The following is a 12,851-nucleotide window of genomic DNA, read 5'->3' as shown; positions in this document are numbered from 1 at the left end:
GTTCGGGATTCTGGCAAGACCACCGCCCCGGGCGCCCGCCGAACGAGCAGCTATTCGGACATATCAGAGGGACGTTTGGACGGCCAGGATGTTCATGGCCTCGTCGAGCGCCTGCTCGAAAGCGCCGAACTGTTCAGAAGCAAACCAGGTTTCACACGCCGCTTGCACGCAGGCAAATGCCGCACCGACGATGGCGGCGGCTCGAGGATCGTCATCGGATTCCCCACTGCCGATTCGGGCGGCGATCCGTCCGATGAGGAGCTTCTGGCCGCGCTGCATCTTCTCGAGGTAGCGGGCGTAGAGCTGAGGGGTACTGCGGACGATCTCTTCCATCGAGTCGTTGCGGGCGCGCTGGCGGTCGTCCTTGACGTACTCAAGAGTGATGTCGAACACCCGCCGCAACGACTCTCACACGGGCCCGTCGTGAGGACGGGCATCGAGGGCGTTGGCCAACCGGTCGCCGAAGAGGTCGTACTTGCCAATGACGAGAGGAGTGAGTATCCGCAGCGAGTGTGAATCGACCAGAATGTCGTGATGCCCTACGTTGACACGAACGGCCCCGATGTCTCGATGCTCCGCACCGCAACGGTGGTCTCGAGGGACCCCTTCGGTCGGCATATCCGTGACCGTTATCTAGAGGACTACGTCATCGGACTCACGGCCGAGTACGGCACTTACATTGTCACGGTGGAGGAGGTCACCGAGTTCGGGCGACGCTTCGACCCGCACGACATGCACATCGACACTGCCGCAGCGCGTCGGTCGCCCTTCGGGAGCTTGATCGCAAGCGGTCTACACACGAACGCGATGATGATGCGCATCTACGTCGAGAACTACCTCAACCAAGCTGCCAGCGTCGCGTCTCCCGGAGTCGACGAGCTGCGGTGGCCCAAACCAGTTCGGGTGAACGACGAACTGACCGTTCAAATCACCGTGCTTGAAAACCGTACCTCCCGCTCCAACCCTGTACGTGGCGTGGTTCGCAATCAGATCCAGCTCCGGAATCAGTACCGCGAGATCGTCATGTCGCAAATACAGACCAACATCATGCTTCGACGCCGCGACGCACGGCCGCCTCATTCTTTGGATTAGGCCTCCACCCGATCCGACCTCGGCCCGTCAGGAACGCCCTTCAAAACCAGATGGCGGCCGATATTTGTCGCGAGCTGTCCAAGTGACAGCGCGGCACCCTGCCGTGAACGATCGTTCTTGGCGGGATCTCGTTTGGACGCCCGTAAGGGTCTCCGACAACTGCAACGGCGGAGGGTTTCGGTGAGTTCGCAGAGGCGTCACCGAGGTCCGACTGCGAGTGACGTCGTCCAGGTGCTGAGGGCCTTTCTCCCAAATTGCGCTTCTTACCTCATCGTCCACCCGGTGCGGATGAGGTCGATCGCGGCTGTGGCCGTGGCGTCATCGGCCATTGCCGCATCTTGAATCCAGCTCGTGGCGAGAGCCATGAGGAAGAGGTCGCGACCGCGAGCGTCGGGTCGCGCGGTGCCCTCCTGCTGCGCGGCGGTGAGAAAGGCATCCGTGATGGTGATGTACCCCTCGCATGTCAAGGTGAGCGGTGAGGTCTCCTCTGTAATCGCATCACGGAGAGGGGCGGGTAGGCCGTGGAAAGCAGATGACCACTCCACCAGCGCGACGAGCCACTGATGCAGTGCTGTGGCCGCGTCGATCGGGCTCGAACGGATGCGTTCGCGCTCTTCGACTAGGCGACTCGCGCGGGCCTCGAGGAGTTCGGCGAGGAGGGCTTCTCGAGTGGGGAAGTGGCGGTACAGCGTTCCCACGCCGAATCCCGCGTTCCGAGCGATCTCCTCGAGGGAGGCGGCGATGCCGTGGTCTGTGAACCGCTGTTCAGCGATTTCGAGGATGCGCTGCTTGTTCCGCTGCGCGTCAGCGCGAATTGGGCGGTCAGTTGTGGCTTTTTGGGCCATCGCTGGTCCTCTCATTTGACATACGGAGGGTGCCTCCGTAACGTAGACGCAGTATGGGAGGGTGCCTCCGTTTAAACGCTACGCGACTGAGCGTCTCACCGCAAACATCGTCTACGCGAGTCGAGGTGCCCAACAGGACGAGAACGTGACCGCAGAGGAAGAAATCATGAGTCAACGACGCATGCATCTGGCGACAGCGATCGCCAACGGGTTCGGAAGCAGCCCATACGCCTGGACAGACCCCCGCGTCGACCCGGCAGACTGGACGGACGTGCGTGCCTGGATGCGGTACGCCCAGATCGCCGAGCGCGGCAAGCTGGACTTCATCTTCTTCGGCGACTTCCTCGCGCAGTCTCAACGGGCGGAGTCCCATTCTCCGAGCCAATCCCTCGAGCCCGCTGTCCTCGCCACGGCTCTGGCGTTGGCGACCGAGCGCATCGGCTTCGTCAACACGGTTAGCGCGACCTTCGAAGAGCCCTACAACATCGCCCGGGTGCTGAAGTCTCTCGACGTCGTCTCCGGCGGACGCATCGGATGGAACGCCGTCACCACTTCCGCGCCGCCCGCCGCGGCGAATTACGGCCGCGACGTGGTCGATCGGGAGACCCGCTATGCCCTGATCGACGAGGTCATCCAGGCAGTCCAGGCGCTGTGGGGCAGCTGGGGGGAAGACGCATGGATCGCCGATAAGGAGTCCCGGCGCTTCACTGATCTATCCAAGATCGCTCCGGTGAACTTCCGCGGGGGGTTCGTAGCGACTCGCGGTCCTCTGGAGGTTCCGCCCTCGAAGCAGGGCCAGCCGATCATGTCGCATTCGGGTGCTGGGCCGCAGAGCCTCGCGCTCGCGGGCCGTCACGCGGACATCCTCATCACCGAGGTGTTCACAATCGACGAGGCTCGACAGCATCGCGCGATCATGCGGCAGGCTGCTGCGGCGGCCGGCCGCAACCCGGATGCCGTGAAGTACCTCGTCGGGGTACAGCCTTCCACTGCAGATACAGGCGCCGCGGCGCTCGCGCGACGCGGAGAGCTCGTCGAACCGGATGTCCCTCAGCAGGTGCACTACCTCGGCCAGCTGATCGGACTGCGCCTGGGCCCGGCCGACCTCGATGCGCCTTTGAGTCCCGAGCAGCTCGCCATCGCCAGAGCGCACCCGGGGGACTCTCGCTCGTATCGTGCGCTCGAGATCGCACGCGAAGGCTGGACGGTGCGGCAGGTGCTCCATCACGCCGTTATCGACTATCACCCGGCTCCGATCGGCCGCCCGGAAGTGATCGCCGATCACATGCAGGAATGGTTTGACGCTGACGCTGCCGATGGGTTCTGGGTTACGCCCGACATTCACGTCGACGGTATGGCCGCGTTCGTTGACGGGGTCGTGCCGATCCTTCAGCAACGAGGTCTCTTCCGTGACGAGTACGAGGGAGAGACCCTTCGGGATCATCTCGGCATAGACCGGCAGTACGGCCCCCGCTACGTCTGACCCGACCATCCCTTCAACGCACAGGAACGATATTGCGCACCCGCACCGACAAACTCACCCCCAGCCAGATCGTCACCATTACCGTCCTCGCGGCTTCGGCATCCATCGCGCTCGTCTCCGAGCTGATGATGGGCGTCGCCTTGCCCACGATCATGGACGAACTGCAGATCAGTGCCAGCACCGGTCAATGGCTCACCACCGTTTACGCCCTCACGCTGGCGATCATCATCCCGACGACCGGGTTTATCCTTCGCCGGTTCCGGCTGCGGTCCGTCTTCGCCGTAAGCATGGGGCTCTTCACGCTCGGCACCGCCATCGGCGCTGCGGCGCCCGGGTTCGAGCTGCTGCTCGCAGGCCGCGTCGTCCAGGCGCTGGGTACCGGCGTGCTCGTGCCTTTGCTCGTGACCACGGCGTTCGGGATGGTCGCGCCCTCCAGACGGAGTCAGATGATGGCCCTGGTCACCGCGGTGACCGGTGTCGCGCCGGCTTTCGCGCCCGCCTTCTCCGGGATCGTCATGGCGCAGCTCAGCTGGCGGTGGCTGTTCATCATCGTTCTGCCTTTGGCGGCGGTGGCGCTGATCGTGGGGGCATTGAACATCCCGAACCCGGACGCTGAGTCCAATGCGACATTCGATATCGCCTCGCTCGGCCTCGCTGCCCTCGGATTCGGAGCTCTCGTGTACGGGCTCAGTGCTGTCGGGGAAAGCGCCGGCCACGGCATCCCCGTGTCGTTCTGGATCGCCGTGCCGCTCGGTGCCCTCGGCGTCGCAGCCTTCATCCTGCGCCAGCTGAACCTCCAGCGCCGCTCAACGCCGCTGTTGGACCTGCGCGTCTTCACGCGTCGAGCTTTCACCATGTCCATCATCCAGTTCGGGTTCATCGTGGCGGGCGCGTTCAGCCTGAGCGTCCTCCTGCCGCTGGTGCTGCAGGAAGCACTCGACCTCGGTGTCTTCGAAACCGGCCTCTTCATGGTTCCCGGCGGCCTGACGATCGTCCTCGGCTCGGTCATCGCGGGCAAGCTGTACCCGCGTGTCGGCGCCCGGCCCCTCATGATCACCGGTGCCGTCATTGTCGCCGCTGGATGGTGGTTCATGAGCACGGTCGATCAGGGCACGCCGGTCGGCGTGGTGCTCGCGACCTTCATCATCATCTGCGCAGGCCAGGCTCTCGCCTGGACCCCCATCTTCACACTGGCGCTGGGATCCCTGCCGGAGGAACTGCACGCTCACGGAAGTGCAGCCCTCAACACAACTCAACAGCTCGTCGGAGCGGTCGGGCTCGCCGTCCTCGTCGGCATCTTCACCGCCGCCAGCTCCGGGACGGGCCCGGAGGCGACCGTGATCGGAGCGCAGACGGCCTTCACCGCCGGCGGCATCATCGCCCTCGGTGGCCTCATCGCTTCCCTCTTCGTGCCCTCCCGCTCGAACCAGAGGATGCAGGAATCAGCCACTGTCTGAACCCGAGGGGCCGCGCCCCGCGCGACGACACCACATCACCTCGCAAGGAGCACACATATGAATAACCTCATGCAGGACAAGGCGGGCCTGGTCACCGGCGCCGGCTCGGGGATCGGTCGGGCAGGTGCACTCGCCTTCGCCCGAGCCGGTGCGAACGTCATCGTCTCGGACATCAGCGATGACTCCGGGCTCGAGACGGTGCGTCTTATTGAAGCGGAAGGAGGAGCGGCGACGTTCGTTCGCTGCGACGTCAGCGACGAGACACAGGTCGCTCACCTCGTCGACGCAACCGTCTCGACCTACGGACAGCTCGACTTCGCCTTCAACAACGCCGGCTACAACGGGGTCTTCGCTCCCGTCGGCGAGATCGACGCCGCAACCTTCGACCGCGTCATGAAGATCAACCTCTACAGCACCTTCTACTGCCTCAAGCATCAAGTCACCGCCATGGTAGACAGCGGCGGCGGGGCGATCGTGAACACCTCGTCAGCTGCCGGCGTCGTAGGCGTCGCGAACAACGCCCCGTACAACGCCGCCAAACACGGCATCGTCGGGCTCACGCGAAACACCGCCCTCGACTACGCGAAACACGGCATCCGCGTGAACGCCATCGCCCCAGGCGCCACCTCCAGCCCCATGATGAGCAACGCGTTCGATCAGAACGAAGGAACTGGCTTCCGCGAATCCGTCCTCGCCGCCATCCCTATGGGAAAGCTGTCCGAGCCGGAAGATCAGGCCAACGCGGCCGTCTGGCTCTGTTCGGACCAGGCGCGCATGATCACCGGCGTCACCCTGTCCGTCGACGGTGGCTACGTCAGCGGCAGATGAGGCCCGTGGCGCGAAATAGCAAAGCGCCATTACCATCCCATCCTCACGCTCCGAAGGAAGAGTTCCATGCGTGCAGTTCAGATCACCGAATACGGAGATCCCTCCGTCCTCACCATTACCGATGTCACACTCCCCGCCCCAGGAAACGGGCAAGTATTGGTCGACGTCCGCGCCGCCGCCCTGAATCCGCTGGATATCAAGCTCCGCTCAGGCGCTGCGCACTCTCTTTATCCCTGTGCCCGCGCCCGTCCGCCCGGCCTCTGAAGCAAGGATCAGGAGCCCGGCTCTGATGGTCGAAGCCGCGGACATCGAGGAGTTCGCCCGCGGTTACGCTCGCCCCGGTGGCTGGGCGGGCGCGATCGGCATCTATCGATCCATCCTGTCCGAGGGCGCCGAGTTCCAGACGCGAGCTCGCGAACGAAAGATCAGCGTTCCCGTCCTCGCTGTCGGTGGCTTCGGGGGCTCGTTCACCGCCTCGACGATGGAAGGCGTCGCCGAGGGGGACGTGCGCTCGGTCATCCTGGAGGATGTCGGCCACTACGTCGCCCTCGAGGCGCCCGACGAGCCCGCGTCGGCGATCATCTCGTTTCTCGAGGAGGTTGACGGCTGACCGGGCACAACCGAGGAGATCTGCGTTTCGGAGGGCTGAAGCCCGGGGCATCCTCCTCCGGGCTGCAGATCTCCTCCGCCGTGAGGGCTTGCGGGGCCGCCTCCGCGTCAGGCCGGATACCGCTTCAGCAGCTTCGACGCGACGATCATCGCGCCGCCCAGCACGGCCGGGATGCCGCCGCCCGGGTGCACAGATGCGCCGACGCGCCAGAGCCAGGGCGCGCGGAGGTCGTGCTGCGCGGGCTGGTGCAGCGGGCCGCTCATCCACAGGGGTCGCGACGCCCCGTAGAGGGCGCCGTGGGGTTCGCCGAACGAGCCGAAGTAGCGCGGGTCGAGAACGGTCGTCTCGCTCATGCCGTCGGTGAGCAGCCCGTCGAGGCCCATCACGCGGGAGATGCGCTCGATCTCGCGCCTCACGAAGGGATGGTCGAGCGAGTAGCCCTGGCCATCGGCGGGGCTCGTGAGCAGGACGGCCAGGGTACTGCGATCGTTCGTGTAGATCTCGCCCGCACGGTAGTGATTGACGAACGCCATCGTCTCCGCGGGCTCGTCGCCGGCGGCGAGACTGCGGTGCAGGGCATCCGGCTTCGTGGGCAGGATGACGCTGTGCGCGGCGATCCGTTCGGGGAGGGGCTTCTCGAGCACGCCGTAGATCGCGACGGCCGAGCACGACAGCTGTGGTGAACCGGGGGTCAGGCTGCGCCGCCCGAGCAATCGGTCCAGCCTCGACGCGTCCAGTCCGCTCACCACGACATCCGCCTCATACGAGCCGGTCTCGGTCGTCACACGCCCGCGCTCGATGCGCGTGACGCGCTCGCCGGTGCGGATCTCGACGCCCGCGGCATCCGCGAGCCGTTGCAGCGCGAGGACGATCTCGAACACCCCGCCGCGCGGCACCCACACCCCGTCGGCGGCCATGACGGCGGGCATGCTTGCGTACAGCGCAGGGGTGCGGGCGGGGGAGACCCCCGCGTTGAGGGTGTGGATCGCGATGATCTCGCGCAGCCCCTCGGGCATCCAGGCGAGGCTGTCGAGGTAGGCCCGGGTGCTGAGGCGCCGTCCGTATACGGCGAGCAGCCGACGCAGCGCCGGCAGCGACGCGCGATCGAGCGGGTCGGCGACGAGCAGCGCGGCGACGTCGCCCGCGAGGGGTGCGTGCTCGTCGCTGAAGCGCTGCCACGCGGCGTGCCAGGGATGCCCTTCCGGCACCGGCAGCGACACTTCCTCGCCGCGGTAGTAGTACCGGCCGACCTCCTCGAGGCGCACGAGGTCGAGCCCGCCGTCATCCGCACCCGCACCGCCGGCATCCGCACCCAGTCGGCGCAGCAGCTCGTCCCAGACGGACGGGAACGTGACGAGCGACGGGCCGGTGTCGATACGCTCGCCGTCGAGTTCGATGCGCCGGCTCTTGCCGCCGACGGCCTCGGCCGCTTCGAGCAGGGTCACGCGGTGACCGGCGTGGGCGAGCAGTGCGGATGCCGCGAGCCCGCCGAGGCCCGCGCCGACGACGACGATGCGGCTCACGGGTAGATCCCGAGGAACATGGCGGCGAGCAGCAGCCCGCTGGCGACCGAGCCCGCGATGTACGGGAACGCGATCGACAGCGGGTAGAGCCTGCGGCCGGTGGCGGGCGTGGGGCGCAGCAGCATCCAGCCGACGAGGGTCCCGGCGAGGGCGAGGTTCACGAGCGCGACGGGCACGCTGACCAGCGCGAACAGCACCGTCGAGATCAGCCACCACGCCCCGCTCCACAGGGCCGTGCCACGCGGGCCGAGCAGGACGGCGGTCGTGGTGATGCCGGCTTCGCGGTCTTCGTCGATGTCCTGAACGGCGTCGTAGGCGTGCTTCGCGACGCTCCAGGCCAGCAGTCCGACGACGGCGGGCCAGACCGGCGGTGCCTCGAGAGCGACCGGCATGATCAGCAACGGCAGGCCGTAGGCGGCGTTGCTCAGCGAGTCGAGGAACGGGCGCGCCTTGAACCGCAGCGGGGGCGCCGAGTAGAACACGAACACGCCCGCGTACAGCAGAATCAGACCGACCGCCGCGATGGGCAGCGCGATGACGAAGTAGACGAGGAACGGGACGTTGGTGATCGCCACCGCCCAGGCGATGAGCTTCACCTCGCGGGGCTCGATGCGCGCGCCCTCGATCGACCCCTTGCGCGGGTTCAGCGCATCCGTGTCCTGATCGAAGATGTCGTTCACGCCATAGATCAGCAGGTTGAACGGCAGCGTCAGCCAGATCAGCAGCGGGATCGCGTCGACGTCGATGAGCTGACCCGTGAGCCACATGCCGAGCGCGCCCGTGCCGATGGTGTTGATCCACAGGACGGGCCGCGAGATGTGGACGAGGCGCGCGACGGTCGATGTCTGGCGGCTGATGGCGGCGCTCCTCGGGTCGGCTGTCGCCACTATCTCACCATCGGCCGGATGGTCGTGAATCCGCCATCGACCGGGATGACCTGCCCCGTGATGCGGGACGCCTCGGGCGAGAGCAGCCAGTCCATGACCGCGGCGACGTCGTCGGCGGACTGCACGCCGCCGAGCGGGTACTGCTTCTCGGCGCTCTCACGCAGCATCGGTGCCGCGAGCATGCCGGCGGTGAGCGGGGTGTCGGTCATTCCGGGGGCGACGGCGTTGACCCGGATGCCGCGCGCGGCATAGGTCGCGGCGGCGCTGCGGACGAGCGCCTCCACGCCGCCCTTCGCTGCGGCGATGACCTCGTGGTTCGCGACGCCGATGCGGGCGACGACCGAGCTCGCGAACACCGCGGCGCCCGGTGCCTTGCCGGTCGCGTCGAGCCAAGCGTGCAGGATCCACAGGCTGCTCTCGAGGTTGACGCGCATCACGTCGCGCGCCTCATCCGTCTTCGTGCGGTGCAGCGGCGTGATGAGGGTGCTGCCCACCGCGTGGGCGAGCAGAGCGGGCGCGGCGCCGAGCGCGGCGCGGCACTCCGCGAATGCGGTCGCCGCGCCCTCGGGCGTCGTGACGTCGGTCTCGATGTGCGCGTCGGCGTCGACCTCCGCGAGAGAGGCGGCATCGCGGCCGACGGCGGCGACACGCACGCCACGGGCGCGGAGGCGTGCGACGAGCGCGCGGCCCACCCCGCCCCGTGCCCCGGTGACGAGGGCGATGTCGGTCGGGGGTGCGGTGTCGTCGGTCATCGGGTCGCCTCCGGTGCGGTGACGTCGCCGCGCCGGATGGCGTCGGCGCGGTCGCGGATCGCGGTGATCTCGTCATCGTCGAGGCGGCCGAGGTTCTTCACCTGCAGCGCCATGCGGTGGTTCTCGGCGAGCGGCTCCTCATGGCGGATGAGGTAGTCCCAGTAGAGGGTCGTGAAGGGGCAGGCGTCCTCGCCGATCCGCTTCGCCGGGTCGAACGGGCACGTCTTGCAGTACGGGCTCATGCGGTCGATGTACTTCCCCGTCGCCGCATAGGGCTTGCTGCCCATGAGCCCGCCGTCGGCGTACTGGCTCATGCCGAGGGTGTTGGGCAGTTCGGCCCACTCGACCGCGTCGACGTACACCGCGAGGTACCAGGCGTGCACCTCGCGCGGGTCGACGCCGAGCAGCATGGCGTAGAGCCCCGTCACCATGAGGCGCTGGATGTGGTGTGCGTATCCGTTCTCGAGCGTCGTGCCGATGGCGTCCGCGAGGCACGCCATCGGGGTGTCGCCGGTCCAGTACCAGTCGGGCAGCGGCTCGAAGGCCTCGAACGCGTTCCGCTGCAGATAGCCCGGCATCTGCGTCCAGTAGATGCCGCGCACGTACTCGCGCCACCCGAGGATCTGCCGGACGAACCCCTCGACCGCCGAGAGCGGTGCGTGCTTCGACCGGTAGGCCTCTTCGGCGGCGGCCACGACCTCACGGGGATGCAGCAGCTTCAGGTTCATCGACGACGACAGGTGGGCGTGCCACAGCCAGGGCTCGCCCGGCCACATCGCGTCCTGGGCGTCGCCGAAGCCGGGCAGTCGCTCGTCGATGAACAGCTGCAGCGCCTCGAGCGCCTGCGCGCGGGTGACCGGCCAGGCGAACGTGTCGAGAGAGCCCGGGTGCTCGCCGAACTCCCTCTCGATGAGCTCGATGACGTCGCGTGTGATCTCGTCGGGCGGGAAGGTCGCGCGCGGAGGCACCAGGCCGGGTCCCTGTCTGGGGAACGCCTTGCGGTTGTCGGCGTCGTAGTTCCACTGGCCGCCGACGGGCTGGCCGCGGGTGGTCATGAGGATGTCGTGCCGCTTGCGCATCTCGCGATAGAAGTACTCCATCCGCAGGGTCGCCCGGCCCTCGGCGTGCTCGGCGAACTCGGCGACGGTCGAGAAGAAGTGCCGGTCATCGCGGATCTCGAGGGGGATGCCGGCGGCATCCGCCGTCTGCTTCAGCGCCTCGCGCACCCGCCATTCGCCGGGCTCGGTCATCACGAGCGCCTCGGGCTTCAGCTTCTCCAGGTCGGCGGCGAGCTGGTCGGCGAAGGTGCCCTTGTTCCCCCGTGCGTCGAGCTCCGTGTAGTGCAGGGTGTGCCCGGCATCGCGCTGATCCGCGGCGAAGTGGCGCATCGCCGCGAGGAACACCGCGGTGCGGGGCTGGGAACTCCACACGTGCGTCGACTCCTCGGCGACCTCCGCCATCCAGACGGCGTCCTGCGCCGGGTCGAAGTCGTCGAACCCGCTCGCGTCGGGGTCGAGCTGGTCGCCCAGGACGATGACGAGGTTACGGATCACGGTGTCAGCGTAGGAACGGCCCCGGGTGCGTCCTATCGCTTGTGCGTGGCGCCGGGCTGCGCTAGCCGTGGAGTCCGAGGCGGCGGCGAAGGCGTGAGGATCCGTACGACCGTCGTATGGATGGCGTGAGGGGAGCCGCGGGCGGAGCGCGTCGAGCGTAGACCTGAGGCATGACCCTCACGTCTCTCCTCCCGACCTTGCGTCGCAGCATCCCGTCCCCTCATGCCCGGGATGCGTGGCCGGCGCGCACCGTCGTCACGTGCGATGACGTCGTCGTCTGCGGCATCTCTGCGCAGCGCTTCGTCGAGCTGTGCGGACTGCCGGCCGTCATGACGGCGCCGGCAGTCATCCCCCTGTCGGGCGGGATGGCGTCAGCTACCGCCACGACGACCGTGCTGCTGCTGCGGGTGATGCGCGGGCCCGACGACGGCAGCCCGACTCTCGTCGTCGACGCCGACCTCGATGCGGCCGGGCTCGCGGTGTGGGGCGAGGCGCGGCTGCTCAATCGCGTGTCGAGCGCGCACGACCAGCGGATCGAGGTCGGCGGTGCCGACCGCGAGCGTCTGACCGGCGCATCCGTCGTGCTGCCCGCCGACGTTCGCGGCGGCGACGTCATCGCGGTGCCCTGCGCCGGCGCCCTCGGGGTCGGCGACGTGCGTCCCCATCCGGCTGCCCGTCCGCACGCCGGGGGAGCGGAGTGACGGTGTACGCGACCGTCCTGTGGACGAGCCGGTGTGCGCGCTACGAGGCGATGATCGCCGCGGCTCAGGCCGCGGAGAAGGAGGGCGAGAGCAGCCCGCCCAGGAAGCGGGCGATCTCGCCCGGCCCGGATGCCTGACCCGAGGCCTCGACGTCGGGGTTGTAGTTCGTGTTGGTGTTGACGTCGTAGGTCACGAGACGCCCGTCGATCGTCTCGACGAACTCGATGCCGGCGATGCGGATGTCGTTGGCCCGCAGGAACGCGCGGTGCTGAGCCACGAGCGGGTGCTCGGCTGTGACCTCGTCGCGCAGCGCGAACGGCGGGAACACCGGCTCGAGCGAACCGGCTGTCCCGGGCTCGACGACGCACGCGTCGGCGGGGCACAGCTCGAAGCTGCCCGCGCTCGTGTCGACACGCACCGCGTAGACGAACTCGCCCGCCACGTACTCGGCACGCGTGACGAACGGCTCGCGGGCGAACAGGAACTCCTGGATGAGGGTGATGCCGTCGGGTGAGGCCTCGAACTCGGTGCCGTCGACCCACGCGTCGAACTCGTCGTCCGAGTCCCACCGGCGCACCCCGAGACCTTTGCCGCCCTGATTGTGCTTGCTGATGAACGGCACCGGGAAGTCCCGGGCGCGACGCTTCAGGTCGGAGGTGCCGAACACCGCGACCGTGCGCGGCACATCGATGCCGCTGGCGCGCAGCGCCGCGTGCTGAGCGACCTTGCTCACCTCGAACTCGAGCACGTGGCTGCCGCCGACCACGGTCCGGCCCCACGACTCGAGCCAGCGCAGCACGGCCCGTCCGTACTCCTTCGACTCGGCGTGGTCGCGGGTGTGCGCCGAGGCCGACAGCCGCGACCAGAACACGCCCTGCGGCGGTTCGGCCGACAGGTCGATCGAGCCGTCGGTGAGCAGCCACTGCTCGGCGGGCACGTCCGCGGCCGCGAAGGCGGCGGCGAAGGGCGCCCACCACTCGGGGTTCTCGTGGATCACGTACACCTGCGGCGAAGTCGACATCCCGTCAGGCTAAGCCGAACGAGCCGGGCCGCGGGCCGCGTGACGGACCGTGACGCGACATGGACCTCCGCGAGCCCGGCACGTACCGGGCGTGTGAGG

13 protein-coding genes are annotated in these 12,851 nt (G+C 67.8%); 6 read left to right on the top strand and 7 right to left on the bottom strand.

Features of this window, described 5'->3' with window-relative positions:
• Positions 1-63 precede the first annotated feature (63 nt).
• Positions 64-393 carry an acyl-CoA-like ligand-binding transcription factor gene (locus BLT21_RS08730; protein ID WP_091501121.1) on the bottom strand — a complete coding sequence of 110 codons (330 nt, stop codon included), beginning with the start codon at positions 391-393 and terminating at the stop codon, positions 64-66.
• A 141-nt stretch (positions 394-534) separates the two neighbouring features.
• On the opposite strand from BLT21_RS08730, the gene BLT21_RS08725 reads away from it, so the two are divergent.
• Complete coding sequence (locus BLT21_RS08725) at positions 535-1,092, top strand: MaoC family dehydratase (RefSeq protein ID WP_218125757.1); 558 nt, start codon at positions 535-537, stop codon at positions 1,090-1,092.
• A gap of 263 nt (positions 1,093-1,355) precedes the next feature.
• On the opposite strand, the gene BLT21_RS08720 is transcribed toward BLT21_RS08725, so the two are convergent.
• Positions 1,356-1,937 (bottom strand): TetR/AcrR family transcriptional regulator, encoded by a 582-nt coding sequence (locus tag BLT21_RS08720; RefSeq protein ID WP_091501115.1) that lies wholly within the window; start codon positions 1,935-1,937, stop codon positions 1,356-1,358.
• A 145-nt stretch (positions 1,938-2,082) separates the two neighbouring features.
• Here BLT21_RS08720 and BLT21_RS08715 point away from each other — a divergent pair, with 145 nt between their 5' ends.
• The 4 genes from BLT21_RS08715 (at position 2,083) to BLT21_RS08700 (ending at position 6,315) form a co-directional block, all read left to right on the top strand.
• Entirely contained in the window at positions 2,083-3,420 is a 1,338-nt protein-coding gene (locus tag BLT21_RS08715) for an NtaA/DmoA family FMN-dependent monooxygenase (RefSeq protein ID WP_256336001.1), read from the top strand.
• Positions 3,421-3,452: 32 nt separating this feature from the next.
• Positions 3,453-4,877: a DHA2 family efflux MFS transporter permease subunit gene (locus tag BLT21_RS08710; protein WP_176786852.1), complete on the top strand. Its 1,425-nt coding sequence runs from the start codon at positions 3,453-3,455 to the stop codon at positions 4,875-4,877.
• A 57-nt stretch (positions 4,878-4,934) separates the two neighbouring features.
• Complete coding sequence (locus BLT21_RS08705) at positions 4,935-5,705, top strand: SDR family NAD(P)-dependent oxidoreductase (RefSeq protein WP_091501111.1); 771 nt, start codon at positions 4,935-4,937, stop codon at positions 5,703-5,705.
• Between the two features lie 289 nt (positions 5,706-5,994).
• A complete protein-coding gene (locus BLT21_RS08700; RefSeq protein WP_091501109.1) occupies positions 5,995-6,315 on the top strand; it encodes an alpha/beta fold hydrolase in 321 nt (106 codons plus the stop codon).
• Positions 6,316-6,422: 107 nt separating this feature from the next.
• On the opposite strand, the gene BLT21_RS08695 is transcribed toward BLT21_RS08700, so the two are convergent.
• From BLT21_RS08695 to BLT21_RS08680, 4 genes are read right to left on the bottom strand one after another with little or no spacing between them, the layout of a single operon-like run.
• The gene (locus BLT21_RS08695) at positions 6,423-7,838 is read right to left on the bottom strand and encodes a phytoene desaturase family protein (RefSeq protein WP_091501107.1); all 1,416 of its coding nucleotides are present in this window, start codon (positions 7,836-7,838) and stop codon (positions 6,423-6,425) included.
• Positions 7,835-8,725, bottom strand: a complete 891-nt coding sequence (locus BLT21_RS08690; RefSeq protein WP_176786851.1) for a UbiA family prenyltransferase — start codon at positions 8,723-8,725, stop codon at positions 7,835-7,837. Before BLT21_RS08690 ends, BLT21_RS08695 begins: the two co-directional genes overlap by 4 nt.
• The gene (locus BLT21_RS08685; protein ID WP_091501105.1) at positions 8,725-9,477 is read right to left on the bottom strand and encodes an SDR family NAD(P)-dependent oxidoreductase; all 753 of its coding nucleotides are present in this window, start codon (positions 9,475-9,477) and stop codon (positions 8,725-8,727) included. Before BLT21_RS08685 ends, BLT21_RS08690 begins: the two co-directional genes overlap by 1 nt.
• Entirely contained in the window at positions 9,474-11,030 is a 1,557-nt protein-coding gene (locus tag BLT21_RS08680; RefSeq protein ID WP_091501103.1) for a cryptochrome/photolyase family protein, read from the bottom strand. The genes BLT21_RS08685 and BLT21_RS08680 overlap by 4 nt, the downstream gene beginning before the upstream one ends.
• Positions 11,031-11,200: 170 nt before the next feature.
• On the opposite strand from BLT21_RS08680, the gene BLT21_RS08675 reads away from it, so the two are divergent.
• The gene (locus tag BLT21_RS08675; protein WP_091501101.1) at positions 11,201-11,731 is read left to right on the top strand and encodes a hypothetical protein; all 531 of its coding nucleotides are present in this window, start codon (positions 11,201-11,203) and stop codon (positions 11,729-11,731) included.
• A gap of 64 nt (positions 11,732-11,795) precedes the next feature.
• On the opposite strand, the gene BLT21_RS08670 is transcribed toward BLT21_RS08675, so the two are convergent.
• On the bottom strand, positions 11,796-12,752 hold the full coding sequence (locus BLT21_RS08670) for an ATP-grasp domain-containing protein (RefSeq protein ID WP_091501099.1): 957 nt from the start codon (positions 12,750-12,752) through the stop codon (positions 11,796-11,798).
• Positions 12,753-12,851 lie beyond the last annotated feature (99 nt).

Origin of the sequence: Microbacterium sp. cf332, assembly GCF_900102175.1 — a bacterium.
Classification (GTDB): domain Bacteria; phylum Actinomycetota; class Actinomycetes; order Actinomycetales; family Microbacteriaceae; genus Microbacterium.
This window is presented reverse-complemented; position numbering and strand designations above follow the sequence as displayed.

What these genes read in the sequence shown, in the direction of transcription:
- BLT21_RS08725 (WP_218125757.1), top strand. Translation starts at nt 535, where the DNA reads ATGCCCTACGTTGACACGAACGGCCCCGATGTCTCGATGCTCCGCACC.
- BLT21_RS08720 (WP_091501115.1), bottom strand. Translation starts at nt 1,937, where the DNA reads ATGGCCCAAAAAGCCACAACTGACCGCCCAATTCGCGCTGACGCGCAG.
- BLT21_RS08705 (WP_091501111.1), top strand. Translation starts at nt 4,935, where the DNA reads ATGAATAACCTCATGCAGGACAAGGCGGGCCTGGTCACCGGCGCCGGC.
- BLT21_RS08700 (WP_091501109.1), top strand. Translation starts at nt 5,995, where the DNA reads ATGGTCGAAGCCGCGGACATCGAGGAGTTCGCCCGCGGTTACGCTCGC.
- BLT21_RS08685 (WP_091501105.1), bottom strand. Translation starts at nt 9,477, where the DNA reads ATGACCGACGACACCGCACCCCCGACCGACATCGCCCTCGTCACCGGG.
- BLT21_RS08675 (WP_091501101.1), top strand. Translation starts at nt 11,201, where the DNA reads ATGACCCTCACGTCTCTCCTCCCGACCTTGCGTCGCAGCATCCCGTCC.
- BLT21_RS08670 (WP_091501099.1), bottom strand. Translation starts at nt 12,752, where the DNA reads ATGTCGACTTCGCCGCAGGTGTACGTGATCCACGAGAACCCCGAGTGG.